Genomic DNA, 25,868 nt, shown 5'->3' with positions numbered 1-25,868 from the left:
GACTGTCCACAGGGCCTTCGTTGTCCACAGGTTTGGTCAGCGTTTGGTCAGCGTTTGGTCAAGACCCTTTACAGTGCTGGTGCCGGGCTGGTGACATGGGTCGCCGAGGGCGGAGGACCGCCTGTGGGAGGGTCTGGCGGGAGGGACACCGGTATGCCGAGCGCGCTGCAGCTGCTCGAGGAGGACGTGCGCGAGCTGATCCGAGAGCGACGCCTCGACCCGACGCGTGACGACGTTGCCGTCCGGGCGCTCATCGGGGAGGTGCTCGACGACCACGAGGACCGGGCGCTCGTCCACGGGCTGGGGACCGTCGACCGCGCGGAGACGCAGCGGGTGCTGATGGAGTCGGTCGCGGGTTTCGGTCCGCTCCAGGCCTACCTCGACGACCCGACCGTCGAGGAGATCTGGATCAACGAGCCCAGCAAGGTGTTCGTCGCCCGGCACGGCCGCCCGGAGCTGACGCCCACCCTGCTGACAGAGACACAGGTGAGAGACCTCGTCGAGCGGATGCTCCGCTCGAGCGGACGCAGGGTGGACCTCAGCAGTCCGTTCGTCGATGCTTCGCTGCCCGACGGAAGCCGCCTGCACGTGGTGATCCCTGACATCACGCGACGACACTGGGCGGTCAACATCCGCAAGTTCGTGGTGGCCGCAGACCACCTGGACGACCTGGTCAGGCTGGGCAGCCTCACCCAGCAGGCGGCGACCTTCCTCGAGGCTGCCGTGGTCAGTGGCCTGAACATCCTCGTGGCCGGCGGCACCCAGGCCGGCAAGACCACGATGCTCAACTGCCTGGCCGCCGCGATCCCCGCGCACGAGCGGGTGGTCACCTGCGAGGAGGTCTTCGAGCTGAAGATCAACGTGCGGGACGTCGCCGCCATGCAGTGTCGTCAGCCCAGCCTCGAGGGCACCGGAGAGGTCCCGTTACGGCGCCTCGTCAAGGAAGCCTTGCGGATGCGTCCCGGCCGGCTCATCGTCGGCGAGGTCCGTCAGGCCGAGAGTCTGGACCTGCTCATCGCGCTGAACAGCGGGCTGCCCGGCATGTGTACCCTGCACGCCAACAGCGCTCGCGAGGCGGTCACCAAGATGTGCACCCTGCCCCTGCTGGCGGGTTCCAACGTCTCCGCCAGCTTCGTCGTGCCCACGGTCGCGTCCTCCGTCGACCTCGTCGTCCATCTCGCCCTCGAGGCCGACGGGCACCGAAGGGTCCGCGAGATCGTCGCGCTGCCCGGCCGCGTGGAGGGGGAGGTGGTCGAGGTCGCCGACCTGTTCGTCAGGCGAGGCGGACGCCTGGAGCGTGCGGACGGCTTCCCTCCGCACGCCGAGCGCTTCGAGCGCGCCGGCCACGATCTCCGGGCACTGTTGGCGAGCGCGTGATGGAGGGTGCGCTGTGGGGGCTGGTCCTGGGGCTCGGGCTCGCGTCGGTCTGGTGGTCGTTCTGGCCCCGCGAGACGGTCGTGGTGACCAGGCGTCGTCATCGCCGTGTCCAGCAGCTCGCGGACGACTTGGCCCTGGCAGGCCTCCACGGCACCGGCCCGTGGACGTTCGTCGGGCTGGTGATGCTCCTGTCGCTCGTGGTCCTCGTCCTCGCGTATGCCGTGACCCGGGTGCTGCCGGTCAGCCTCTGCTTCGCCGTGATGGCGGGCTGGGGGTCGTTCGCGGTGGTCGGAGCCCGGGCCCGCAGTCGGCGCTCGCGGCTGCGCGACGTCTGGCCCGACGTCGTCGACCACGTCCTCTCGGCGGTCCGTGCGGGACTCGCGCTGCCCGAGGCTCTCGTGCAGCTGGGGGAGCGGGGCCCGGTCGAGCTGCGGCCGCAGTTCATCGACTTCGGCGATGACTACCGCGCCTCCGGCCGGTTCTCGGAGGCTCTGGACCGGCTCAAGGACCGCCTGTCGGACCCGGTCGCCGACCGTCTCATCGAGGCCCTGCGCATCGCCCGTGATGTCGGCGGGACCGATCTGGGGAGGGTGCTGCGCACCCTGTCAGCCTTTCTGCGTGAGGATGCCCGTGCCCGTGCCGAGCTGGAAGCCCGGCAGAGCTGGACTGTGAACGCCGCACGCCTGGCCATGGCGGCACCCTGGGCCGTCCTGCTCCTGCTCGCCACCCGCGGAACCACGTTGGACGCCTACAGCTCCCCGACGGGTGCCGCCGTGCTCCTGGTCGGGGGCGGCGTGACCGTCGTGGCCTACCGGCTCATGATCGCGATCGGGCGCCTGCCCGAGGAGCAGCGGGTGCTGAGATGACAGCGGCGCAGTGGTGGGGCGCCCTGTGCGGGCTGATGCTGGCCGTGGGTCTGATCCTGACCTACGCCGGTCTGCCCATGACCAGGCGCATCGACCTCGGCGCCCGGATCGAGCCCTACCTGGACCGGGGCCCGCAGCGGACGAGGCTCCTGCGGCTCGACGACCCGCAGCCGTGGCATCTCGCGGATGTCCTCCAGCCCACGATGCGCAGGCTGGGTGCCGGGCTCGATCGAGTCCTCGGAGGCGCCGAGTCGGTGCGTGCCCGGCTTCAGCGCGCCGGCCTGTCGGCCGACGTCGAGGGGTTCCGCGTGGAGCAGGTCCTGTGGGGCAGCATCTCAGCCGTGCTGGTGGCCGCACTGGGGTCGGTGCTGTGGTGGGCCAGAGGTGCCAGCCTCCTCGCCCTGGCGGTGCTGATCGGCTGCGCCTTCGTCGGCGGGGTCGTTCTCCGGGATTGGTTGCTGAGCCGGTCCGCCGAGCGGCGCGAGCGTCGCATCATGGCTGAGTTCCCTTCCATCGCAGAGCTTCTCGCCCTCTCGGTGACCGCGGGCGAGGGGACCGTCCAGGCCCTGGAGAGGGTGACACGACTGTCGCGAGGAGAGCTCGCGGCCGAGCTCGAGCTGTGTCTGGCCCAGGCGCGCACCGGAGCGAGCCTGCCCGAGGCTCTCCAGGAGCTGAGCAGACGGACCGGGCTCAGCCCGATCGTCCGCTTCGTCGACGGGATCGTGGTCGCCATCCAGCGCGGCACCCCGCTCGGCGATGTCCTGCGCGCCCAGGCGGCCGACGCCCGGGAGGCCGCTCGCCAGGCCCTCATCGAGGAGGGCGGCAAGCGCGAGATCTCGATGATGGTCCCCGTCGTCTTCCTCGTGCTGCCGGTCACCGTCCTGTTCGCCGTGTTCCCCGGCGCCACCCTCCTTCAGGTCGCCCTCTGACGGTCTCTTAGCCATCACCTCGAAGAAACCCACCCACCCAAGGAGAAAGAACGATGAACATCCGTCGACTGCGTCCTCACCGCCCTGCTCTCCCTTTCCTCCATCGCCTTCGCACCTGGGCGGCCGAGCCCGAGCGCGGGGACGTGCCCGGCTGGGTGCTCATCACGATCATGACGGCCGGTCTGGTGGCGGCGCTCTGGCTGGTGGCCGAGCCTCTGCTCACGGGGATGTTCGCCGACGCGATCGCCGAAGTCGGCGGGTGACAGGCAGTTTCAGGACGCTCCAGGGCCGGCGACGCGGCCGGGCACCGCTGTCCCACTCCTGGGAGAGGGGCGCGGCGGTCTCCGAGTTCGCGATGCTCGCCGGCCTGGTCAGCGTCCTCGTCCTCGCCGCCCTCCAGCTCTCGTTCGCCCTGCATGTGCGCAACACCGCAACCGCCCACGTCATCGAGGGAGCCCGGCACGGGGCGAGAGCCGACCTCGCTCCGGAGGACGGCGCGCGGCGGGCCCGGGAGCTGCTCGGGACGAGCGTGTCCGAGGACCGACAGGCGGCGGTGACCGCGGAGCGGGTCACGGTCGCCGGCATGGAGGTCGTGAGGGTGACCGCGATGCTCACCCTGCCGGTGTTCGGCCCCTTCGGGCCGGGAGGTGCGTTGACGGTGACCGGCCAGGCCTACGCGGAGGGGCAGTGAGCAGCGCGTCTCGCTCACGAGTCGACAGGCGGCCGGAAGGACCCGATCGGGGGTCGATGACGGTCGAGGCGGCCTTCCTGGTCGTGCTGCTGGTCGTCCCGCTCTTCTACCTCGTCGGCACGCTGGGCCGCCTCCAGGCCGGGGCGTATGCCGCGTCCGCCGCCGCGCGTGAGGCGGGCCGGGCGGCGGTCACGGCCGAGGCTCCTGAGCAGGCGGCCGAGCGTGCCCGCGCCGCCGCTGGACTGGTGCTCCAGTCGCACGGCTTCGACGACGGTGAGGGCACGGTCACGCTGGCGTGCGGGGGAGAGGAGTGCCTGGTGCCCGGGAGCACCGTCGTAGCGGACGCCGCGGTCGTCGTGGTCCTGCCCCTCGTCCCCGACTTCGTCCGGGGCGCGGTGCCGGCGCAGATCACGCTGACGGCACGGCATACCGAGCCGGTCGACGAGTTCCGGGAGACCGGGTGAGCGCGGGAGAGGGTCCGGGCGAGCGCGAGAGCGGACAGATCAGCATCCTGCTGCTCGGGATGGTCACCCTCACCCTGAGCGTGGTGCTCGCCGTGGTGGGGATGACCTCGGTGCAGCTGGCCCGGATCCACCTCCTCGACGCGGCCGACGCCGCAGCCCTCGACGCCAGCGACGCGCTGGCCCGCGAGCTCGTGTACGCCGAGGGTCTGGGCTCGGGGGTCCCGCTGTCGGACGAGACGGTGGTGACCGCTGCCTCGGAGCACCTGGCCACGCGCACCATGCCGACGCGCCTCAGCGGGTGGTCCGTCGCGCCGGGGACGGGCACGCCGGACGGACGCACGGCGGTGGTGGGGGTGACGGGGGTGGCGCGCGTGCCGGTGCTGGGCACGCTGCTGGACCAGTTCGGCTCGGGCGTGCGGATCACCGTCACCTCGACCGCTCGCAGCGACCTCGTGCCCTGACAGGTGGCGGCCGTAACGCCTGTCCGGTCGAGAGCGGACAGGCGGCCGTAACGCCTGTCCGGTCGAGAGCGGACAACCGGCCGCTGAGAGGATGGCCCGGTGCGTGACATCACCCGGGAGGTCTTCGAGGCCGTCCTCTTCGACAACGACGGCACCCTGACCGACTCGACGGCCGCGGTGGAGCGGGCCTGGCAGGCCTGGGCGGCCCACCACGGCGTGCCCCTCGAGCGCCTGGTCGGCTTCCACGGCGTGCCCAGCCGAGGGATCGTCGCGGCCGTGGTGGACGACCACATCGACGTCGACCTCGCGACGGCCGACATCGACCGGCGCGAGCTCGAGGACCTGGAGGGGGTGCTGCCGCTGCCAGGGGCGGCGGCGGCGCTGACGGCTCTCCCCGGTCGGGCCGCGGTCGTCACCTCCGCGAGCCGCGAGCTGGCCGACCTGCGGCTGGCGGCCGCCGGGCTGGTGGCGCCGGAGGCGTACGTCACTGCCGACGACATCACGCGCGGCAAGCCCGACCCGCAGCCCTACCTCATCGCGGCAGAGCGGCTGGGCGTGGACCCGGCACGCTGCCTCGTCGTCGAGGACGCCCCGGCCGGGCTGCGCTCGGGCCGGGCCGCGGGGGCGGCGACCCTGGCCGTGACCACGACCAGCACGGAGCAGGCGCTGCGGGACCTGGCCGACCTCGTGGTGGCGGACCTGTCCGCCGTGGTCTTCGAGGTCGTGGACGGCGGGGTCAGGGTCCGCGTCACGGACTGACCGCCCGGACGTGCAACATCGGGCCCTGCCGTGACACTCTCGACCTATGGCGGGGATCCAGAAGCGTGTCCGTGCGCGTGCCGTCCTGACGTTCGTGACCGGGCTGCTGGGGCTCACGCTCGTGGTGCCAGGTCCGGCGAGCGCCGACATGCCGGCCCCGAACGAGGCAGGCTCGGCAGCGGTCCAGCCCGAGGCAGATCTCGGGGCGGCCGCGACGGCGACCGCGACGGCGACGCCGATGGTGGCGGTGCCCTCCTCCCGTCTCGCCGGTGCCAACCGCTACGAGACGGCCGCGGCGATCTCGCGAGCCAGCTTCCCGTGGGGAGCGCGCACGGCATACCTCGCGCGGGGAGACCTCTTCGCCGACGCGATCGCCGCCGGGTCGCTCGCCGACGGCCCGGTCCTGCTCGTCACCTCGCGGTGCGGGTCGCTGCCCGAGGCGGTGGCCACCGAGCTGGGCCGGCTCGACCCGGACCGCGTCGTCGCCCTCGGCGGTTCCCTCGCGGTCTGCGACGAGACGCTGCGGGTCGCGGCGGAGGGGCGGACGGCCGAACGGCTCGGGGGAGCGGACCGGTTCGCCACCGCCGCGCTCATCGCCCGGCGTGCCTTCCCCGAGGGCGCCCGCACCGTCTACCTCGCCGAGCACCGCGAGTCCGCTGACGCGGTCGCCGGCGGGACGCTCACCGACGGGCCGGTCCTGCTGGTATGGCGTGGCTCGGCCGTCCCTGCGGACGCCACCGTGGCGGCGGTCGAGGCGCTCGGCCCGGACAGGGTGGTCGCCCTGGGCGGTGCGTCGGCCGTGACCGACCAGGCGCTCGCCGCGGCTGCCGCCGGCCGGACCACGGAGCGCGTCGCCGGCGCCAACCGCTACGAGACCGCGGCCCTCATCGCGGCACGGGCCTTCCCTGACGGGAGCGACCGCACCTACCTGGCCAACGGGGTGACGATGGCCGACGCCGTGGCCGGCGGCAGCCTCAGCCGCGGTCCGGTGCTGCTCGTGCCGCCGGAGTGCCGGGTCCTGCCGGAGGCGACCTGGCGGCGCATCAGCAGCGCGCCCCCGGCGCGCGTCACCGCGCTCGGCGGCACGGCTGCGGTCTGCACCGAGCAGCTGGCGACCGGTGCGCGGATGGCCGTCTTCAGCCCGTGGGAGAGCGCCGGCCCGGGACGCCTGCACGACCTCGTCACCAAGACGCGCGCGGTCGACCCGCTGCACTACGTGCCGTCCGACCTCACCCCATGGCGGACGACCCGACACGAGCTGCGGCCTGAGGTCGACACCATGCTCGAGGCGCTCTTCGACGGGGCCGCGGCGGCGGGGAAGTCGGGCCTCTACGTGCGCAGCGCCTTCCGCAGCTACGAGGAGCAGCAGGAGACCTATGACTACTGGGTCGACCTGGTGGGGCGGGAGGAGGCCGACCTGATCTCCGCCAGACCGGGGCACAGCGAGCACCAGCTCGGCCTGGCGGTCGACCTCGGGTCACGCTCCTGCGACGGGTGGGACTGCTTCGACGACACCCCCGAGGGCCGGTGGGTGGTCAGCAACGCCCATCGCTACGGCTTCATCGTGCGCTACCCCGAGGGCGGCACCCGGGTGACGGGCTACTCCTACGAGCCGTGGCACCTGCGCTACGTCGGTCCGCGCGCGGCGTGGATGATGCACGTCCGCGACCGGCGCTACTGGGACACCTATCAGCCGGTGGCCGTGGCCGACGCGACCCTCTGACCCGGCTGGTCGCGGGCCGGCACGCCGAGCTCGGCGAGCAGCGCCCGGACCCGGGCCTCGAGCTCGTCCGCGATCCGGCGGGCCGTGGGCAGGTCGACTGCGTAGGGGTCGTCCACGTCCCAGCGCACCGTGCGGCGCCCGGTGAGGTGCGTCTGGTCGGGCTCGCACCCGATGAGCACGATCACGTCGGCGGCGTCCAGGGCGTCCTCGTGGACGTCGGCGGGGAGCGGGTTGTGCAGCACGACCCCGCGCTCCGCGAGCACCTCCGTCGCGTGCGGGTTGAGCCGTCCGGTGGGCCTCAGCCCGCCGGAGCGGGCCAGCACGTGACCGTCGGAGAGGTGCTCCGCGATCGCTGCGGCGACCTGCGAGCGGCCCTCCCCGTGCTCGCAGACGAAGAGCAGCTTGGGGCGGGGGGAGAGGGGGCGGCCCTGCGCGCGCGCAGCCGCGAGGAGCTGGTCACGGACCCAGTGGTCGACCAGCGCCGGGACGAACTCGGGGTGCTGACCCGTCGACTCCAGCTCGGCCCGCTTGCGCTCCACGAGCGCCGCGATCTCCCTCCGCGAGAAACCGTCCCCGAAACGATCCGCCAGGCTGTCGAGGACTCTCCGGAGCGCCGCCTCGTACATCGGTGTCCCTGCCCGCATCACGCACCTCCCGGTAGGTGAACATCTGGTTAACAGCAAGTGTACGCCGGGGGAGGGTGAAGCGATGCGACAACACGCCCTACTTACGGTACCGTAACCTACGTCAGCGAAACCTACGTCACCGTAGGTTTCACCCCGACCGAAGGTTTCTCCCGCATGGCAGCTGTCCCCGCCGAGACCGTCCACGAGCTCGCGCCCGCGCGCCCCTCCCGCCGTCGTCCGGTGGTGATCCAGGGCGGCATGGGCGTGGCCGTCTCCGGCTGGAGGCTGGCCCGCGAGGTGGCCAGGGCCGGCCACCTCGGAGTGGTCTCCGGCACCGCGATGGACGCGGTGCTGGCGCGCACGCTCCAGGACGGCGACCCGGGCGGCCACTACCGACGGGCGCTGGACGCCTTCCCGAGCCGCCCGATGGTGGAGCGGGTGCTGGCGAGCTACTACGTGGAGGGCGGCAAGGCGCCGGACGCGCCATACAAGCCCATCCCCAAGCTCACCCTGCAGACGGCGCGCGCCGGGCAGGAGCTCGGCGTGCTGGGCAACTTCGCCGAGGTGTGGCTCGCCAAGGAGGGCCTCGGCCCGCACGCGGTGGTGGGCATCAACTGCCTCGAGAAGGTGCAGATGGCGACCCCGACCGCGATCCTCGGCGCGATGCTGGCCGGCGTCGACTACGTGCTGATGGGCGCGGGCATCCCGCGCGAGATCCCGCAGCTGCTGCGCTCCCTCGCCAAGGGTGAGAAGGGCGCGATCACGGCGGACGTGCTGGGCGGCACGCTGCACCGCACCATCACCGTCGACCCGCAGGACCTGCTCGGTGACGACCTGCCGGCGCTCGAGCGGCCCGACTTCCTGGCGATCGTCTCGGTCGACCAGCTGGCGTCCTACCTGCACCGCGACCCGGAGATCCGCCCCGACGGCTTCGTCGTCGAGCGGCCTCCGGCCGGCGGCCACAGCGCGCCGCCGCGGGGCAAGATGCAGCTCGACGAGCACGGCGACCCGGTCTACGGCGCCCGTGACGAGGCCGACCTGACCAAGATGGCCGCGATCGGCCTGCCCTTCTGGATGGCCGGTGCCTACGGCACGCCCGAGCAGGTCGCCGAGGCCGTCGCCGCCGGCGCGGTGGGTGTCCAGGTCGGGACGCTCTTCGCGCTCTCCCTCGACTCCGGGCTCACCGCCGGTGCGCGCGGCCAGCTGCTGGACCGCCTGCGCGCGGGGGCGCTCACCGTGCGCAACGACCCCAGGGCGAGCCCGACGGGCTTCCCGTTCAAGGTCGCTCAGCTCGAGGGCACCGCCAGCGAGCTCCCGGTGTATGAAGCTCGCCCGCGCCTCTGCGACCTGTCCTACCTGCGCCAGCCCTACCAGCGCCCGGACGGCGAGGTCGGCTACCGCTGCGCGTCCGAGCCGGTCCACATGTACGTCAAGAAGGGCGGCGCCGAGGAGGACACCCGCGGCCGCAAGTGCCTGTGCAACGGGCTGATGGCCAACATCGGCCTGGGCCAGCACCGCAAGGACGGGTATGTCGAGGACCTGCTCGTCACCCTCGGTCAGGACCTGGCCGGGGCCTACGAGCTGATCAAGCGGCACACCCAGGGCTGGCGCGCCGTCCAGGCGCTGCAGTACCTCCAGGAGCACCTGCCCTCCGTGCGGCTCGCCGCCGTCTGAGCCTGGCCCCGCGGCGGCGCGGGCCGCGCTGACTCCCGGCGTGGACATGGCAACTGGCGGTAGCCTCGGCTATGGCCCCCGGACCAGACCGGGTGCGCCGCAGGGGCTCGGGCCTGCGCGCACGTCTCCGGCGACTGCCCCGGCTCCTGCTCTGCGCCTCTCTCCTCGTGCTTCTGGGTGCCTGGCCCGCCGTGGGACAGGGTCATGAACCGTCCCCGTCGCTCGCCACTGCGGACCCGAGCGTCTGTGCAGAGGCGGAAAGACTCATCGCGGAGGGGCAACCCTCCGCAGCACTGACGCTGATCGACCGCCACCGGGGCACGGACGCAGCGGCCAGCACCGCGGCCCTGGGCGTGGAGGCATACCGACCCGCGGACACGTGCGAGCCGGAGCGGGAGAAGGCGCTTGTGCACCTCCAGCGCGGCGCCTCCTACGCCGCGCTCGCGGCACGGCTCGGTGGGGGAGATCCATCTGACGCGGCTGAGGTCACCACCGCCCCTGCCACCGAGCAACGCGACTGCCCCGGGCTCACTCCCGGCGAGGTGCTCACCGCGCAGGAGGCGCAGCAGCGCGCCGAGGCCTGTGACCGCACGCACGTCCTCGCGACACCGCAACCGGAACAGCTGCTGCCCACGCTCGCCAAGGGGTGGGCATCCGCCACGAAGAACGTCCTGACTCCCCTCGCAACCCTCCTGCTGCCGGCCGCGATCGTGGCCCTCGCGATCCTGGTGGCTGCGCGGCTCCTCGTGCCGCTCGTGCCGCGCTGGCCCAGGATCGATCATCTGCGGTCACGGCGCTTGGTCACCTGGGGTGTCGCGAGCGTCCTCGCCGCCTCGGCGTGCCTGGTGATCGGGCTGGCGGGCGGGCCCCAGTGGCTCGTCGTGGCGCTCGGGGTGTCCACGGCCGCCGTCCTCGTGATCACCGCGTTGACCGTGCAGGGGACGTTTGCGTCGCAGACGGCCTTCCTCATCACGGTGGTCGCTCTGCTCGGCGGCGTGGTGGCGCTGGCCGTCCTGGACGTCCGCATCGGTCGGCCGGCGTTGCTGCTCGTCGGTGTCGCCGCAGCGGTGTGCGCCGCAGCGCTGGTGGCGTTGGAGATGGCCACCCGCCTGAGGCTCTCGATCTCCGTCCGGGACGCGGAGGGCGGTGTGCGGGAGTCCGAGCTGACGCACCTGGTCGCGCTGCTGGAGGAGATGGGCGGTGACGGACCGCGTGGACTGGAGGTCCCACGCGGCGCCGACGTGACGGCGCTGACGGACAGCGTGATCACCACCGACCCCACCGGCAAGGTGCTCAAGGCCCTCTGGGCGGCCTGGAAGCTGCTGGTCGGCCCGATCCCGTGGCTGGTCGTGGTGGACCAGGACGACCAGGACCGGTCAACGTGGTGATGACCAGGAACGGTAGAGCAGCGGGGTCGGCCGTGGTCCGCCCGGCGGAGCTGTCGGAGGGGCTGGGCTCCGAGGCTGCGCGAGCGCGGCTGGATCCGTACAGGTTCGTCGCAGCCGCCGTCCTGGTGCAGCTGGCGCGCCACCACGACCTCCGGGGTCTGTATGGCGTCACAAGCTGGACGAGTCTGGGACTGCACTGCACGGCGACCATCGACCACAAGGACCGGACGCAGGAGGGTGAGGCGAAGGCGCTGCTGACGCTGGCGCTCCACCATCAGCCCGACAACCTTCCTGCCCAGCTCGCGCTCGAGCGGCTGCTGCACCGCAAGGCCACCACCGACGAGGAGCTGCGCAGCTTCGGCGACTGGTTGCGCACCTTCATCGGCCGTCTCGAAGACCGAGGACTCGGCGCCACGCCGCTGGCGCTGCGGGCGCACTACCTGCTGGTGACGTCCATCATCAACCGGACGTTCGGCACCTGCCCCGGCCAGGATCTTGGCCTCGGCGTCGCCGTCACGACCTTCGGCAAGGCGGTCGGGAAAGCTCGAGCGCAGCCTCAGGCCGCCAACGACGAGGTGACCGCCTTCATCGACCAGATGGACGCCAAGGTCGCCTGGGTCTCGGACGCCTACCTGGGCAGCGGTCCCAGGGTGCTGGACGAGTCGACACCAGCCGCTGCCTACTCGTCAGCGTGCTACGTCGCGTCGAGGGAAGAGATGGACACGCACGAGGCGGTCCGCCTGCTGAGAGGCGCCGACCGCCACCCGGAGTACGCCGACTGGCGTGCCAAGGACCCCCAGCTCGCACGGCTGCGGGCCCAGGGCGCGTATCGGACGGCCTTCCTGGACGCCGCTCGGGACAGCGTCGTCGACCTGCCCATCTTCCGACCCCACCGCGAGCGACTGTCCGGGCTGGGGTTCACGACGACCACGGACGTCGACCGCTTCCGGGGCCGTGAGCCGGACCTGGCGAGGCTCCTCGGCGCAGATCCGGCCGAGGCCCGCCGCCTCACCGACGCGGCCGCCCTCGCCGTCTCCGCCCACGAGGCCCTTCAGCCCCACGCCGTCGAGGTCGTCCACGAGCTCGTGGAGAAGGGGGTCCTCGACTCGTCAGCGGCCCGGGCCGCCGTCCGCACCCACGCCGATGCGGTGGCGGCGTCGATCGTCATGGTCCTGACGGACCGGCTCGCCGTGGTCCCCGATGACCTCAGGACCAAGCTTGGCGCGTGGCTGCGCGGGATCTGACCTCTGCTGCGTCGTCGGTATGCCGTGCCCGTCGCCTCTCGCGGCGGGCCCGACCCGGCCGGTCGCGTAGTCTTGATCCTCGTGGCAGTCGACTTCGAGAACGAGATCAAGGCGCTCCGCACGACGATGTCGTCCGTGCGCGAGGTCACCGACCTGACGAGCCTGCAGGCGCAGATCACCGACCTCGAGACGCAGGCCTCCGCTCCTGACCTCTGGGACGACGTCGAGAAGGCGCAGCAGGTCACCTCGGCGCTCTCGCGCGCCAAGGCCGAGCACGACCGGGTCACCGGCATGGACTCCCGCATCGACGACCTGGAGGCCCTGGTCGAGCTGGGCACCGAGGAGAGCGACGCCGAGACCCTGGCCGAGGCCGAGAAGGAGCTCGCCGGGCTCCAGCGCGACGTCGAGCAGCTCGAGGTCCGCACCCTCCTCAACGGTGAGTACGACGAGCGCGAGGCGGTCGTGACGATCCGCTCCGGGGCCGGTGGCGTGGACGCGGCCGACTTCGCCGAGATGCTCATGCGGATGTACCTCCGCTGGGCCGAGCGCAACGGCTACCCGACCGCGGTGCTGGACACGTCATACGCGGAGGAGGCGGGCCTGAAGTCGGCGACCTTCGAGGTCAAGGTGCCCTACGCCTACGGCACGCTGTCCGTCGAGGCAGGCACCCACCGCCTCGTCCGGATCAGCCCGTTCGACAACCAGGGTCGCCGCCAGACCAGCTTCGCCGCGGTCGAGGTGATCCCGCTCATCGAGACCACCGACACCATCGAGATCCCGGAGTCGGAGCTGAAGATCGACGTCTTCCGCTCCAGCGGCCCCGGCGGCCAGTCCGTCAACACCACGGACTCAGCCGTGCGCATGACGCACATCCCCACCGGTCTCGTGGTCTCGATGCAGAACGAGAAGAGCCAGATCCAGAACCGCGCCGCGGCGCTGCGCGTCCTGCAGTCGCGTCTGCTCCTCCTCAAGAAGCAGGAGGAGGACGCCGCCCGCAAGGAGATGGCCGGCGACGTCAAGGCCAGCTGGGGAGACCAGATGCGCTCCTACGTGCTGCACCCCTACCAGATGGTCAAGGACCTGCGCACCGGGCACGAGGTCGGCTCCACCGCCGCTGTCCTCGACGGCGACATCGACGCGTTCATCGAGGCCGGCATCCGCTGGAAGCGCGCGCAGGAGAAGGCGACCGACTGAGTCGGCCGCGGCAAGGAGCGGTATGACGCAGCTCGCCCCCGTGGACCAGGCGCGCCTCGCGGCGCTGCGCGACCTGGTCACCTCCGGGATCACCCGCGATCTCGACTGGCGGCGCTCCCGGCTGTCCGCGCTGCGCGCGATGGTCCTCGAGCACGAGGAGGCGCTCACCGAGGCTGTCCGGGAGGACGTCGGCAAGCCCCACCTGGAGGTCCGGCTCACCGAGCTGTCCTTCGTCGTGCAGGAGATCGACCTGCTCCTCGCCAACCTCGCGCGCTGGACCGCGCCGCGCCGGGTCGGCCTGCCGGTGACGCACCTGCCGGGCAGCGCGCACGTCCAGCTGCAGCCCAAGGGCGTCGTGCTGGTCATCGGGCCGTGGAACTACCCCGTGCAGCTGCTGCTGACGCCGCTCGCGGGCGTCCTGGCCGCAGGCAACACCGCGGTCGTCAAGCCCAGCGACCTGACGCCCCGCGTGGCGGCGCTCCTGGCGGAGCTGCTGCCGCGCTATCTGGGAGCCGACACCGTCGAGGTGGTCGTCGGCGGGGTGCCGGAGACGACGGCCCTGCTGCAGGAGCGTTTCGACCACATCTTCTTCACCGGCTCGCCGAGAGTGGGTCGGATCGTGATGCGGGCCGCGGCGGAGCACCTCACGCCGGTCACCCTGGAGCTCGGCGGCAAGTCGCCCACCTTCGTCGACGGCACGGTGGACCCGGACCTGGCCGCGCGACGGATCGTGTGGGGCAAGTTCACCAACGCCGGTCAGACCTGCGTCGCGCCGGACTACGTGCTGGTGACCCGCGACGCCCGGGACGCGCTCCTCGAGGCGCTCGCCGGCGCGGTGGAGGACTTCTTCGGCGCCGACCCGAGCCGCAGCGACGACCTCGGCCGCATCGTCAACGCCGACCACCACCGCCGGCTCGTGGAGCTGGTCGAGAGCTCCGGCGGCCACGTCGTCCTGGGCGGCGACCACGACGTCGACGACCGGCACTACCTCGCTCCCACCGTGGTCGTCGACGTCCCGCTCGACGCCCCGCTGATGTCGGACGAGATCTTTGGTCCGGTCCTGCCGGTGATCGGGGTGTCTGACGCCGCCGAGGCGGTCGGCATCATCAACGGCCGCGAGCGGCCGCTGGCTCTCTACGTCTTCTCCGAGGACCGCGCGACGCGCGAGTTATTCGAGACGCGCACGATCTCCGGCGGGCTGGCCCACGGGGCCCCGCTCATCCATCTCGCGGTGCCGGGTCTGCCCTTCGGCGGGGTGGGGGAGTCGGGCATGGGCCGCTACCTGGGCCGTGCCTCGATCGAGGAGCTCTCCCACCACCGGTCGGTGCTGAACAAGCCGCTCGCCCCCGACACCCTCGCCGCGGTCTACCCGCCCTACCCCGCGTGGAAGCGGTCTGCGGTGCGCGCGCTCATGGCCCCGCTGCGACGGGGCCGACAGGCCCGCGAGGTCCCTGCGTCGGTCCTGACCGGCGTCGGCCTCGTGACGCGCCTGCTGCGCGGCCGCCCCTGAGCCTGCGGACCCACCAGCACGCCGACGGGCGGCGCCCCCGGAGGGACGCCGCCCGCCATGCGGCGGACCGGGCTCAGCCGCGACCGCCCCTGCCCCGGCTCCCGGTGTCCAGACCGACGACAGCCGGGTCATGGTCGGAGCTGGCGAACTGGTCGGGGGCGTAAAAGTCCACGACGTTGTAGAGGCGACGGCTGTACTGGAACGCGATGGACTCGTCACCGTTGATGTCCCAGATGCCCGCACCCGTGACCAGGCGCATGGCCTCGGCGTTGGCGAAGACGTGGTCGAGCGACCCGAGGCGCCCGCTGAACTGGTAGCTCGCCGAGGTCGGCTCGTACTGCTTGACCACGTTGGTGTAGCCCGCGTCCTCGATGATCTGCACCGGCGTCTCCTTGCTGTAGGCGTTGAAGTCGCCCAGGAGGAAGGTGGCCTCGTCGCCGAACATCTCCTCGACCCAGGAGGTCAGCGCGGCCGCCTGCGCCTCGCGCGAGGGGTTGGCCAGGCCCTGGCCGGTCCCGTCGTCCTCGCCCGAGCCCTTGGACTTGAAGTGGTTGGCCACGGCCGTGAACGGCCTGCCGGTGTTGAGCGCCTTGAACTGCTGCGCCAGCGGGTAGCGGGCGTTGGCGAAGGCGTCGTCGAGCTGGATGACCGAGGCCCCGAGCGCCTGCACGGCGGTCCGGTCGTAGATGAAGGCGGTGCGGATGACGTCCTCGTTTTCGGGCACGACGACCGGCGACTCGGCATACGCCCAGCGCGTGCTTCCCTCGGCCGCGTTCAGGCTGCTCACCAGCTCGGCCAGGGTCCAGTCGCGGTGGTGGTCGACGTAGCTGATGCCGGCGGAGTTCTCGATCTCCATGAGGGCGACGACCTCGGCGTCCAGGCCGCCAATGGCGGCCAGGATCTTGGCCTTCTGGTCCACGAAGCTGTCCTCGTCCCAGGCGCCCCGGACCTCGCAGTAGTTGGTGGCGACAGGATCGCCATACATGTCGGCGTAGTAGTCGCAACCCTCCTCGTCCATCCCGAGGTCGGTGAAGTAGTTGAGGACGTTGAAGGCGGCCATCTGGATGTTGCCTCCCGCCTCCGGCACGTCGACCTCACGGTCGTTCTCGGTGACCAGCGGGTCGTGCTCGTCGGTGGCGCCGACAACCTGACCGGTGGGCTGGTAGTTCCACTGGAACCGGTAGTCGAGGATGACGGGCTGCTCGAACGTCACCTGCGAGGCCGTGCGCATCGGCTCGGTGGCCGACAGGTAGGGGAGCGGGGACTCCTTCGCGTCGGTGTTCCTCATGTAGTCCCAGCTCGAGCCGTCGTCGAGGGTGATGAGACGGCGCTGGTTGTCGGCCTCGTAGGCGAGCGCCGCCGGTCCCGGCTCCACGACCTCCGTGGCCTGGTAGAGCGGCTCCTCGCCGGCGACCAGGCCGAGCTGGCCGTACTGGTTGAGCTGGTAGTTGTTGGTGATGGTGTAGGTGCCCTGGGGGAGCACAAGCATCCCCTCGTAGGGCTCCTTGTCGGCGTCGGCCGCCGGCACCCCAGCCAGCTGAGTGGCCTCCACCGGCTCGCAGCCGGTGATCTCGGTCGCGAAGGCGTCGGTGAGCTCGGTGAGGCCGCGGTACTCCTCGACGGTGGCCTCCACGCTCACGCAGTCCCCGACCTGCAGGTTGCGCGCCATCCAGCCGCTGTAGACGAAGACGCCGTCCGAGGCCTCGCCGGCCGCCTTGGCGGCGCCGCCGGTCCCCGGGGTCTGGAGGTATACGCCGTTGAACCCGCCGGTGGGATAGGTCGCGGTGACGACGCCGCTGGTGATGACCTCCTGGCCCACCAGGGGTGAGGCTGCGCCGGTGCCCTGGATCTGCGCGATGGTCGCCTCGACCGGACCCGGGTCGTCCGGCGGCGTCGCGCCGCCGGAGTTCTGCGGCATCGGGGTCCCCACCGTGAAGTCGGCGGAGTTGTCGTCGGTGTCCACGCCGTCCGTGCGGCTGGCCGACGTCGTGTTGGTCAGGGCGGGGGCAGCGGTGCCCTCCCGCAGCGACGCGGTGCCGTAGCCCACCGTGTCCAGGACCGCGCCGGTGGCGTCGGACAGCACGACCGAGCCGCTCGTGCCCGACATGGTGGCCGAGCAGGTCGCGTCGGGAGTGGGAAGGGCCGTCGTGCCGCCGGAGCCCTTCGCCTGCTGCACGAGGTAGCGAGAGCCGGCCGCGACGGAGCCGGAGAGCGTGCACGTGTTGCCCAGGTTGCCGGACGCTGAGTAGTACTTCACCGTGAAGCCGTCGACCGAGACGGCGGACGTCGTGGTGTTGTGGAGCTCGACGAAGTCGTGGGTGTAGGTGGCGCCGGAGTTGCCGCCGCCGCCGTAGACCTCGTCGACCACCAGGCCGGGGCCGGCCGCTCCGGCCAACGGCGCCAGCGACACGAGGCCGGCGAGCGAGAGACTGGCGGCCGCCGTGGCCGCGAGCCCGCGTCGTGCGCGGGAGGTGAGGGTCATGTCTTCTCCAGAGAGGGAGGCGCAGGTCACGGCTGCTCCGGTGAGCGGGGACGAGGTCACGCTAACCCGTCGGTAGCCTTCATGGGGCCTGACGCGACCGCCCGTCGCGAACTGTTCACGCGACGGACGTCGCCACGCCGCCCTCAGGAGCTGGCGGCGCCGCCGCCCAGCGGAGAATGCTTGGTCTCAGATATCACATCCGTTACCGTGGGTCCCGGCCGTCACCCCAGTCACGGAGATCACCTGCGTCCCATGATCACGCTCGAGAACGTCAGTCTGCGCTACGCCAAGGGTGATCCCTGGGCGCTGCAGGACGTCGACCTCGACGTCACCCGCGGGGAGTTCTGCTTCGTCGTCGGTCAGACCGGCTCCGGCAAGAGCTCGCTCCTGCGCCTCGTCATCCTCGAGCACGAGCCGACCCGCGGCCGGGTGCTGGTGGCAGGGCACGACCTGGGTCAGCTGCCGCACCGGCGTGTCCATGTGCTCCGTCGCCAGATCGGGACGGTCTTCCAGGACTTCCGGCTGCTCTCGGGCAAGACCGTCTACCAGAACGTCGCCTACGTCCTGCAGGTGCTCGGTGCCCCCGGCCACGAGATCCGGCAGCGGGTGCCGGAGACCCTCGCCCTGGTCGGCCTGCAGGAGCGGGCCAAGCGCCTGCCGCACGAGCTCTCGGGCGGTGAGCAGCAGCGGGTCGCGATCGCCCGGGCGATGGTCAACAAACCGCCGATCCTGCTGGCCGACGAGCCCACCGGCAACCTCGACCCCGACACCTCGGCCGAGATCGTGGCGATCCTCGAGCGCATCAACCGCGCAGGCACCACCGTCGTGATGGCCACCCACGACACCTCGATCGTCGACCAGTTCCGCAAGCGCGTCGTGCAGCTGCACGAGGGTCGGGTCGTCCGCGACCAGGCCGAGGGCGGTTACCGGGAGGTGACCCGGTGAGGCCCGGCTTCCTCCTCGGCGAGGTCGCCAACGGGCTGCGCCGCAACGTCTCCATGGTCGTCTCGGTGGTCCTCGTGACCATGGTCTCCCTGTTCTTCCTCGGCATCGGGCTGCTCGCGCAGCAACAGGTCGACACCGCCAAGGGCTACTGGTACGACAAGGTCCAGGTCTCGATCTTCCTCTGCACCCCGGACAGCACGGACGTCGCCTCGTGCGCAGCCGGTGCCGTGACGCCGGAGCAGCGGGAGCAGATCGCGGCGGACCTGGAAGGTCTCGAGCCGCTCGTCACCCAGGTCTACTACGAGTCCAACCAGGACGCCTACGACCGGTTCCGCGAGCAGTTCCGCAACTCGCCCGTGCTGGACACCATCCCGCAGGAAGCCATCCCGGAGTCCTTCCGCGTCAACCTCTCCGACCCCAGCAAGTACGAGGTGATCCGGCAGGCCTTCGAGCAGGCACCCGGCGTGGAGAGCGTCGAGGACCAGCGGGAGGTGGTGGACAAGCTGTTCACCTTCCTGGGCGTGCTGAGCATCGGCGCCCTGGCGCTCGCCGTGGCCATGGTCGGCTGCGCGGTGCTGCTGATCTCGACGGCGATCCGGCTGACCGCGTGGTCGCGCCGGCGCGAGACAGCCATCAAGCGGATGGTCGGCGCGTCGGCCTTCTCGATCTACCTGCCGTTCGTCCTGGAGACCGTGGTCGCGACCCTCGTCGGGGCGGCGCTGGCGCTCGGTCTGCTCTGGGCCACCGTCCGCTTCGGCATCACCGGCTTCCTGTCCGAGCTGCTGGCCGGCCAGAGCGGCCTCATCAGCCTGGTCGGTGAGCGCGACCTGTGGCTGATCACCCCCTTCCTGGTCGGCGGAGCTCTTCTGCTGGCCGTACTCACCGCCTGGGCGGCACTGCGCCGTCACGTCAGGGTATGAGGAGAACCGTCATGACCGACCGTCCCCGCACGCGCACCGTCCGCGCCGTCGTCGCCCTCGCCCTCGCGGGCGTGCTCGTCGGTGGCCCAGCGCTCGCCGACGACCTGGACGGCATACGGGACCGCCTCCGCGACGTCGAGGAGCAGCAGGAGCGGGTCGGCAAGGACCGGGCGACCTCCAAGGAGAACGCCGCAGAGCTCGACGAGGAGCTCGAGCACACCAGCAAGGAGCTCAAGGCTGCCGAGGCCCGCCTGAGCGAGACGACCGCCAAGGTCGCGGAGGCCCGGATCGTGCTCTCCGAGGCTGAGGCGGACCTGGCGGACGCCGAGGCTGAGGCGCGGCGCATCGAGTCCGAGCTGGCCGTGGCGCGCGCCGACGAGGCCAGCATCGAGGAGGCGCTGGCTGACAACGAGGCCGAGCAGGAGCAGAGCCGGGAGACGATCGGCGCGATCGCCAGGGACAGCTACAAGCAGGGTGGTCTCGGATCGCTGGCGACCACGCTCGAGCTGCTCTCCGGCGAGGCCGACGCCGTCGACCGGATGGCCATGGCCCGCACGGTGCTGCGCGTCCAGGACCAGCAGATCCGCGCCCTCGCCACCCAGGAGGCGCAGGCCGTCGCGGAGCAGGACCGGCTGACCGGCGTGCGGCAGGACATCGCCTACCTGCTCGCCCAGGCCGAGGCCAACGTGGTCGCCATGGAGCAGGCCAGGGCGGCCGCCGAGGAGGCCAAGACCTCCCTCGAGGCGCTCGAGGCGGAGCAGGCGGCGGACAAGGCCGAGCTGGAGAAGGAGAAGGCCAAGGTCGCCAAGGAGCTGGCCGCCGAGCAGAAGCGCACCGAGGACCTCAACGACGAGCTGCGTGCCCTGGCCCGTTCCAAGCACGGGATCAAGGCCGAGGAGAAGGCCGAGCTGGCCCGTATCGCCAAGGAGGAGGCCCGTCGCAAGGCGGAGGAGGCGGCGCGCCGCAAGGCTGCGGAGGAGGCGGCGCAGCGCAAGGCCGCCGAGGAGGCGGCCCGGCAGCGTGCCGCGCAGCGTGAGGCCGAGCGGCAGCGCCAACTGGCTGCCGACGCCCAGCGACGCCAGGACGCTGCCGCGGCGGCCGAGGCGCAGCGTCGTGCCGCTGCCGCGCAGGCGGAGGCCGACCGGGCCGCCCAGGCCTCCCGCGACGCCGCGGCCCGCGAGGCCGCTCAGCGCGAGGCTGCCCGGCAGGCGGCCGCCCGCGAGGCGGAGCGTCAGCGCCAGGCCGCGCAGAACTCCTCCAGCGGTTACCTCTCCTACCCGGTCAACGCTCCCACGACCAGCGAGTTCGGGATGCGCCTCCACCCGGTGCTGGGCATCTGGCTGCTCCACTCAGGCCTGGACTTCGGCGCCCCCTGCGGCACGCCGATCTACGCGGCTGCGGACGGCGTCGTCTACGGCACTCTCTACGACGATAGCCGCGGCAACTACGTGGTGCTCGACCACGGCGTGCAGCGCGGGGTCAACCTGACCACGGCATACCTGCACCTCCAGAGCTTCGCGGTGTCCGGGGGCCAGTCGGTCTCGCGGGGTCAGGTCATCGGCTACGAAGGGACGACCGGGTCCTCGACGGGGTGCCACCTGCACTTCGAGACCCGCGAGAACGGCACGCCGGTCAACCCGCGCGGCTGGCTCTGACCGCTCCCCGCTGGCGCGGGAGGCGCGCGGCGTCAGCCGTGGCGCTTGAGGTGCGCCGACATCGCGCGCTCGGCCTCGCGGCGGTCCTGCCGCTCGCGCAGCGTCTGCCGCTTGTCGTGCAGCTTCTTGCCCTTGGCCAGCGCGATCTCGACCTTGGCGCGCCCGTCCTTGAAGTAGAGGGACAGCGGGATGATCGTGTGCCCGGCCTGCTCGGCCTTGGTGACGAGCTTGTCGATCTGCTCACGGTGCAGCAGCAGCTTGCGCCGACGGCGCGCGCTGTGGTTGGTCCACGTCCCCTGGCTGTACTCCGGGATGTGGACGCCCTCGAGGTAGAGCTCGCCGTTGTAGGCGGTCGCGTAGCCGTCGACGAGCGACGCACGCCCCTGCCGCAGCGACTTCACCTCGGTCCCGGTCAGCACGAGCCCGGCCTCGACGGTGTCCTCGATGAGGTACTCGTGTCGGGCCTTCTTGTTGCTGGCGATGAGCTTGCGACCGGTTTCCTTGGGCATGGCCGACCCAGTCTAGGTGAGGGGCGGGTATGCCGTCGCCCAGGTTTCGGGCGTCCCGCGCCTCCGGTTGCCGGACCCGGCGACCCCGGGCAGGGTGGAGTGCATGACTACCGCACGAGAGATCATGACCGCTGCGATGCACACCGTGACCGAGGACCAGTCGCTGGCCGAGGCGGCCACGCTCATGCGCGACCAGGGTGTCGGGGCCCTGCCGGTGCTGGCTGCGGACGGGTCGCTGCGCGGCATCGTCACCGACCGCGACCTCGTCGTGCGTGGCCTGGCCGAGGGGGCTGACCCTGCCTCGACGACGGTGGGGTCGCTGGCCCAGGGGATCGTCTCCACCATCACCCCGGACGAGGACGTCGACCGTATCATCGACACGATGGGGGACCAGCAGATCAAGCGGCTGCCGGTGCTCGAGGACGGCCGGCTGGTGGGCATGATCAGCGAGTCCGACCTGGCGCGCAACGTGTCCGACGACAAGGTCGCCCACTTCGTCCAGATGGTCTACGGGCGAGGCTGACCCGCGGGCGTCGACGCGGGAATCTGGTTGGCCCCTCCCGCGTTGACGCACTAGAATCACCACTCTTGACAACTGCACAGCGTGAGGCACCCCATGGGGGTGATCGGTTTCGACGTTGTACGGCACTTCAGGGGAAGCGGGTCGAGGAGGCAAGGTCATCTCGTCAACGCTCCTTGCGAAACCAATAGCTGCCAACTCCAAGCGCAGCGACTTCGCCCTCGCCGCCTGAGCGAGCCCGAAGTCTGTCAGCCTGAGGTCGTCCTCGACTCAGTGTCTGGCATCAGCTAGAGGACTTGCTGCACCGGTTGGCCACGGGCCGGTGCGGGACTGCTACGTGGCTGGGCCTGTCAGGGAACGTGCGCGCGCGAGCCCTGGGGCCGAGAAACTCCATAGCGCGCTGCACCCGGAGAAGCCCTGATTTCCCGGCGACGGACGCGGGTTCGATTCCCGCCACCTCCACCCTCGTGCCTCACGCTGTGCAGGTCCTTCCCGCAGCCGGAATGTCCCGCGTCCCCACGCGGGGTCTGCCGGTCTCGGCGGACTGGCCTGCCGGGCCGAGGTGCGTGACATGGCGACTCCGCCCAGAGTCGTCGGACATCTGTCCCGGCGACATGCCCGGGTGGCGGCGGCCAGAGACTGCACATGCGCGCTCTGGTCGGTCCTCGTCGGGCGTGTCGTCAGGACGGAAGCACTCTCGTTGCCGCGTGGAGCACGGCTACGCTCGTCCGACATCGCCGCCGGTGGAGTGTCGATGTGGGACTACTCGTTCGCGGCACCTCCGGACTCACCGAGGGGGGAGAACGCTCCATCCAGGGGTGCGCCGTGACCCCGGGGTCAGACCGGGAGCGGGTTCTCGCGACCGGCCGGGTGAGGCGTCGGCATACCCAGGCCGTTCTCGAAACCCCACCGGACCGCGTCCGGACGCCTGGTCACGCCGATCTTGCGGTAGGCCATGCGGATGTAGGTCTTGACGGTGTTGGCGGACAGGTTCGTCTGCAGGGCGATGCACTGGTTCGTCAGACCGTCGGCGATGAGCACCAGCATCTGGCACTCCCGTGGTGACAGCTCGTGATCGTCTGCGACGCGGTCCCGGCGCGGCACCTCGCCGGCCCGGCGCGGTCGTCCCGCCACGGGGCCCATCGCCCCCACCCGGAGGACCGTGCTCACCAGCTCCGCGCTGGCGGCCCGCTTGTCGACGTAGCCCGAACAGCCTTCGGCCAGCAGCTCGGCGACCAGCCGGTCCGGGGCGTGGAAGGAGTGCAGGACGAGCCGACCGTGCCGGTGCTGGCCCAGCAGCTGCGGCAGCGCCGCGCTGCGGGACTCCCCGCCGGGCACGGGGTCCCACAGCGTCACGTCAGCGTCTCCGTCGGACGAGTGCGTGGTGCTGACGACAGGGCGGACTCGCCGCACGTAGGGAGCGAGGGTGGCGCTCACCCCGTGGAGCACCAGCGGGCAGTCGTCGAGGACCGCGACGTCCAGCAGCCACTGGCGTTCGCTCGTCTGGCTCGTGGCAGGCTCCACCCCGGTGGTCATCGCGACCACCAGCAGCGCGGGGCCTGGATGTCTGTGTCAGGCATGTGTCGCTCCGACGGTAACGTCGCCCACGACGAGAACTTCTCAGTCGGCTTCGAGAGCGGCTGGTGAGGGGCGGCGCGAGTGCGCGGGCCCTTTCCGTCAGCTACTCCTGACCAGCAGCGTGCGGTCAGAGGCGCGAGGAGACCTCCCGCAGCAGGTCCTCGGGAGCCAGCTACATCGAGGGGTACTCCCCGTGCCACAGCTGCGCCCCCTGCTCGTCGACGAGCACGAACCCGTGGCCGGGCAGCCCCTCGTGCATGCCGGTCCCCAGGGCGCCATAGGCCTGGGAGACGGTCCCGTCGTCGAGGAGGTATGGCGTGGTGACGCCGAAGCGGTCCAGGTCCGGTTGGATCTGGGCGACAGCGCCAGCGAGATCAGGCCGACGACCACGACAGGCCGTGCGGCAGCGTCTCCGGGCAACGACAGGACCCCGCCACCTGGGCGGTGACGGGGTCCGGGCGCTCGCGGTGAACGGGGGCGGCGGTCAGGCCTGCGAGGCCGCCATCTTGGCGCGGACCTCGTCCATGTCCAGGGCCTTGACCTGCGTGATGACCGAGTCGAGGTCGCGGGCCGGGAGCGCGCCGGACTGCCGGAAGACGAGGACCCCCTCCTTGAAGGCCATGATCGTGGGGATCGAGGTGATGCCGGCGCCGGCGGCCAGGGCCTGCTGGTCCTCGGTGTCGACCTTGCCGAAGACGACGTCCGGGTGCGCGTCGGCGGCCTGGTCGTAGATCGGGGCGAACATCTTGCACGGACCGCACCAGTCGGCCCACCAGTCGACGAGGACGATGTCGTTGTCGGTCACGGCCGACTCGAAGGTGTCGGTGGTCAGGTTCACGGTGCTCATGGGGGCGTCAACGCAGCGGGGTGCGCGGGTCATTCCGACCATGCAGGAGAATGACTCGCCATGAGCGCCGTTCCCTCCGTCTCCAACTCCATCACCGTCCGTCTGGAGCTGCCCGCGCGCGTGACCGCGGTGAGCGAGATCACGACCGCCGTCTCGGACGTGGGCGGGATGGTGACGGCCGTCGACATCAGCGAGTCGGGCACCGAGCGGCTGCAGGCCGACCTGACGATCGCCACCCATGGCACCGGGCACGCAGCCCAGGTCGTGGAGGCCGTCGCGGGCGTGGACGGCGTCGAGATCGGCCGCGTGAGCGACCGGACCTTCCTGGCCCACCTGGGCGGCAAGCTCGAGGTGCGCTCCAAGATGCCGATCCGCAACCGCGACGACCTCTCCCTGGTCTACACCCCGGGCGTGGCCAAGATCTGCCAGGCCATCGCCGAGAACCCCGAGGACGCGCGCAGCCTGACCATCAAGCGCAACACGGTCGCGGTGGTCACGGACGGCACGGCCGTCCTGGGCCTGGGCAACATCGGCCCGCTCGCCGCCATGCCCGTCATGGAGGGCAAGGCCGCGCTCTTCAAGCGGTTCGCCGACATCGACGCCTTCCCGATCTGCCTCGACGCGCACGACGCCGACGAGATCGTCCGGATCGTCAAGGCGCTCTCGCCCGGCTTCGCCGGCATCAACCTGGAGGACATCTCGGCCCCGCGCTGCTTCTACATCGAGGCCCGGCTGCGCCAGGAGCTCGACATCCCGGTCTTCCACGACGACCAGCACGGGACCGCGATCGTCGCGCTCGCGGCGCTCCGGAACGCCCTGCGCGTGGTCGGCAAGGACCTGGGAGACGTCAAGATCGTGATGTCCGGCGCCGGGGCGGCGGGGTCGGCCATCATCCGCCTGCTGCTGCGAGCCGGGGCCCGGGACCTCGTCGTGGCCGACGTCGACGGCATCATCCACTCCCGCCGGGCGGACGTCGTGCGCGGCGACAACGGCAACCTCGCCTGGATCGCCAGCCAGACCAACCTCGCGATGGAGAGCGGCACCCTCAAGGACGCGCTCGTCGGGGCCGACGTCTTCATCGGGGTCTCCGCGGGCAACATCCTCACGGGTGACGACATCGCGCAGATGAACGAGGACGCCGTCGTCTTCGCCATGGCCAACCCGGTCCCGGAGGTGGACCCGGTCGAGGCGGGCAGGCACGCGACCGTGGTGGCGACCGGACGCAGCGACTTCGCCAACCAGATCAACAACGTGCTCGTCTTCCCGGGCGTCTTCCGCGGTCTGCTCGACGCGCAGAGCGACCACATCGACGACGACATGCTGCTCGCGGCGGCGCGGGCGCTCGCCGACGTCGTCGCCCCGGAGGAGCTCAACCCGACCTACATCATCCCCAGCGTCTTCAACGCCGAGGCCACCAAGGCGGTGGCGCGCGCGGTGGAGCAGGCCGCCCGCGCCCGCAAGGAGGCGGTGGAGGGCTGAGCCCCCGCCAGCTCCTGCTCGGCCGTC

The 25,868-nt window shown here is 71.6% G+C and carries 24 protein-coding genes and 1 other RNA gene; 20 read left to right on the top strand and 5 right to left on the bottom strand.

Going from position 1 to position 25,868, the window contains the following annotated elements; all coding sequences use genetic code 11:
* Nucleotides 1–153: 153 nt before the first annotated feature.
* The 9 genes from IEV65_RS09225 to IEV65_RS09185 all read left to right on the top strand — a co-directional run bounded on the left by IEV65_RS09225 (nt 154) and on the right by IEV65_RS09185 (nt 7,270).
* Complete coding sequence (locus IEV65_RS09225; protein ID WP_188430069.1) at nt 154–1,377, top strand: TadA family conjugal transfer-associated ATPase; 1,224 nt, start codon at nt 154–156, stop codon at nt 1,375–1,377.
* Complete coding sequence (locus IEV65_RS09220; RefSeq protein ID WP_188430068.1) at nt 1,377–2,243, top strand: type II secretion system F family protein; 867 nt, start codon at nt 1,377–1,379, stop codon at nt 2,241–2,243. The genes IEV65_RS09225 and IEV65_RS09220 overlap by 1 nt, the downstream gene beginning before the upstream one ends.
* Entirely contained in the window at nt 2,240–3,172 is a 933-nt protein-coding gene (locus tag IEV65_RS09215) for a type II secretion system F family protein (RefSeq protein WP_188430066.1), read from the top strand. Before IEV65_RS09220 ends, IEV65_RS09215 begins: the two co-directional genes overlap by 4 nt.
* A gap of 53 nt (nt 3,173–3,225) precedes the next feature.
* Nucleotides 3,226–3,435 (top strand): hypothetical protein, encoded by a 210-nt coding sequence (locus tag IEV65_RS09210; RefSeq protein ID WP_229735111.1) that lies wholly within the window; start codon nt 3,226–3,228, stop codon nt 3,433–3,435.
* Entirely contained in the window at nt 3,432–3,863 is a 432-nt protein-coding gene (locus tag IEV65_RS09205; protein ID WP_229735110.1) for a TadE/TadG family type IV pilus assembly protein, read from the top strand. The genes IEV65_RS09210 and IEV65_RS09205 overlap by 4 nt, the downstream gene beginning before the upstream one ends.
* Nucleotides 3,864–3,919: 56 nt before the next feature.
* Nucleotides 3,920–4,327 carry a pilus assembly protein gene (locus IEV65_RS09200; protein WP_229735109.1) on the top strand — a complete coding sequence of 136 codons (408 nt, stop codon included), beginning with the start codon at nt 3,920–3,922 and terminating at the stop codon, nt 4,325–4,327.
* Nucleotides 4,324–4,788, top strand: a complete 465-nt coding sequence (locus IEV65_RS09195) for a pilus assembly protein TadG-related protein (protein ID WP_188430062.1) — start codon at nt 4,324–4,326, stop codon at nt 4,786–4,788. Before IEV65_RS09200 ends, IEV65_RS09195 begins: the two co-directional genes overlap by 4 nt.
* Before the next feature lie 99 nt (nt 4,789–4,887).
* A complete protein-coding gene (locus IEV65_RS09190) occupies nt 4,888–5,547 on the top strand; it encodes an HAD-IA family hydrolase (protein ID WP_229735108.1) in 660 nt (219 codons plus the stop codon).
* 46 nt (nt 5,548–5,593) lie between these two features.
* A complete protein-coding gene (locus IEV65_RS09185) occupies nt 5,594–7,270 on the top strand; it encodes a cell wall-binding repeat-containing protein (protein WP_188430060.1) in 1,677 nt (558 codons plus the stop codon).
* On the opposite strand, the gene IEV65_RS09180 is transcribed toward IEV65_RS09185, so the two are convergent.
* The gene (locus IEV65_RS09180; RefSeq protein WP_188430058.1) at nt 7,237–7,914 is read right to left on the bottom strand and encodes an arsenate-mycothiol transferase ArsC; all 678 of its coding nucleotides are present in this window, start codon (nt 7,912–7,914) and stop codon (nt 7,237–7,239) included. The genes IEV65_RS09185 and IEV65_RS09180 overlap by 34 nt on opposite strands.
* 156 nt (nt 7,915–8,070) lie before the next feature.
* On the opposite strand from IEV65_RS09180, the gene IEV65_RS09175 reads away from it, so the two are divergent.
* The 5 genes from IEV65_RS09175 (at nt 8,071) to IEV65_RS09155 (ending at nt 14,906) form a co-directional block, all read left to right on the top strand.
* Nucleotides 8,071–9,570 carry a nitronate monooxygenase gene (locus IEV65_RS09175; RefSeq protein WP_188430056.1) on the top strand — a complete coding sequence of 500 codons (1,500 nt, stop codon included), beginning with the start codon at nt 8,071–8,073 and terminating at the stop codon, nt 9,568–9,570.
* A 407-nt stretch (nt 9,571–9,977) separates the two neighbouring features.
* Nucleotides 9,978–10,958 carry a hypothetical protein gene (locus IEV65_RS09170; RefSeq protein WP_188430054.1) on the top strand — a complete coding sequence of 327 codons (981 nt, stop codon included), beginning with the start codon at nt 9,978–9,980 and terminating at the stop codon, nt 10,956–10,958.
* Nucleotides 10,959–10,990: 32 nt separating this feature from the next.
* Nucleotides 10,991–12,202 (top strand): hypothetical protein, encoded by a 1,212-nt coding sequence (locus IEV65_RS09165; protein WP_188430052.1) that lies wholly within the window; start codon nt 10,991–10,993, stop codon nt 12,200–12,202.
* 81 nt (nt 12,203–12,283) lie between these two features.
* Nucleotides 12,284–13,396, top strand: coding sequence for a peptide chain release factor 2 (gene prfB, locus IEV65_RS09160; RefSeq protein ID WP_188430050.1), 1,113 nt, complete (start codon nt 12,284–12,286; stop codon nt 13,394–13,396).
* 22 nt (nt 13,397–13,418) lie between these two features.
* Nucleotides 13,419–14,906, top strand: coding sequence for an aldehyde dehydrogenase family protein (locus IEV65_RS09155; protein WP_188430048.1), 1,488 nt, complete (start codon nt 13,419–13,421; stop codon nt 14,904–14,906).
* Between the two features lie 73 nt (nt 14,907–14,979).
* On the opposite strand, the gene IEV65_RS09150 is transcribed toward IEV65_RS09155, so the two are convergent.
* Nucleotides 14,980–17,388 carry an ExeM/NucH family extracellular endonuclease gene (locus IEV65_RS09150; protein ID WP_188430046.1) on the bottom strand — a complete coding sequence of 803 codons (2,409 nt, stop codon included), beginning with the start codon at nt 17,386–17,388 and terminating at the stop codon, nt 14,980–14,982.
* 252 nt (nt 17,389–17,640) lie between these two features.
* On the opposite strand from IEV65_RS09150, the gene ftsE reads away from it, so the two are divergent.
* Genes ftsE through IEV65_RS09135 form a run of 3 tightly spaced genes read left to right on the top strand, consistent with a single transcriptional unit; the run spans nt 17,641 to nt 20,908 of the window.
* On the top strand, nt 17,641–18,333 hold the full coding sequence (gene ftsE / locus IEV65_RS09145; protein WP_188430044.1) for a cell division ATP-binding protein FtsE: 693 nt from the start codon (nt 17,641–17,643) through the stop codon (nt 18,331–18,333).
* A complete protein-coding gene (gene ftsX / locus IEV65_RS09140) occupies nt 18,330–19,253 on the top strand; it encodes a permease-like cell division protein FtsX (protein ID WP_188430042.1) in 924 nt (307 codons plus the stop codon). Before ftsE ends, ftsX begins: the two co-directional genes overlap by 4 nt.
* Nucleotides 19,254–19,264: 11 nt before the next feature.
* Nucleotides 19,265–20,908: a M23 family metallopeptidase gene (locus IEV65_RS09135; protein ID WP_188430040.1), complete on the top strand. Its 1,644-nt coding sequence runs from the start codon at nt 19,265–19,267 to the stop codon at nt 20,906–20,908.
* 32 nt (nt 20,909–20,940) lie between these two features.
* Here IEV65_RS09135 and smpB read toward each other — a convergent pair whose 3' ends face one another.
* On the bottom strand, nt 20,941–21,417 hold the full coding sequence (gene smpB, locus IEV65_RS09130) for an SsrA-binding protein SmpB (RefSeq protein WP_188430037.1): 477 nt from the start codon (nt 21,415–21,417) through the stop codon (nt 20,941–20,943).
* A gap of 103 nt (nt 21,418–21,520) precedes the next feature.
* On the opposite strand from smpB, the gene IEV65_RS09125 reads away from it, so the two are divergent.
* Nucleotides 21,521–21,940, top strand: a complete 420-nt coding sequence (locus IEV65_RS09125) for a CBS domain-containing protein (RefSeq protein WP_188430035.1) — start codon at nt 21,521–21,523, stop codon at nt 21,938–21,940.
* 95 nt (nt 21,941–22,035) lie between these two features.
* Nucleotides 22,036–22,402: a transfer-messenger RNA gene (ssrA, locus tag IEV65_RS09120) on the top strand.
* Between the two features lie 372 nt (nt 22,403–22,774).
* Here the strand turns inward: ssrA and IEV65_RS09115 are convergent.
* Together IEV65_RS09115 and trxA are read right to left on the bottom strand one after the other, a co-directional pair.
* The gene (locus IEV65_RS09115; protein ID WP_188430033.1) at nt 22,775–23,473 is read right to left on the bottom strand and encodes a helix-turn-helix transcriptional regulator; all 699 of its coding nucleotides are present in this window, start codon (nt 23,471–23,473) and stop codon (nt 22,775–22,777) included.
* Nucleotides 23,474–23,999: 526 nt separating this feature from the next.
* Nucleotides 24,000–24,362 carry a thioredoxin gene (gene trxA / locus IEV65_RS09110; RefSeq protein ID WP_188430031.1) on the bottom strand — a complete coding sequence of 121 codons (363 nt, stop codon included), beginning with the start codon at nt 24,360–24,362 and terminating at the stop codon, nt 24,000–24,002.
* Between the two features lie 60 nt (nt 24,363–24,422).
* Here trxA and IEV65_RS09105 point away from each other — a divergent pair, with 60 nt between their 5' ends.
* Nucleotides 24,423–25,841, top strand: a complete 1,419-nt coding sequence (locus tag IEV65_RS09105) for an NAD-dependent malic enzyme (RefSeq protein WP_188430029.1) — start codon at nt 24,423–24,425, stop codon at nt 25,839–25,841.
* The last annotated feature ends 27 nt before the right edge of the window (nt 25,842–25,868 follow it).

Origin of the sequence: Ornithinimicrobium tianjinense, from assembly GCF_014636495.1 — a bacterium.
Taxonomy (GTDB): domain Bacteria; phylum Actinomycetota; class Actinomycetes; order Actinomycetales; family Dermatophilaceae; genus Ornithinicoccus; species Ornithinicoccus tianjinensis.
This window is presented reverse-complemented; position numbering and strand designations above follow the sequence as displayed.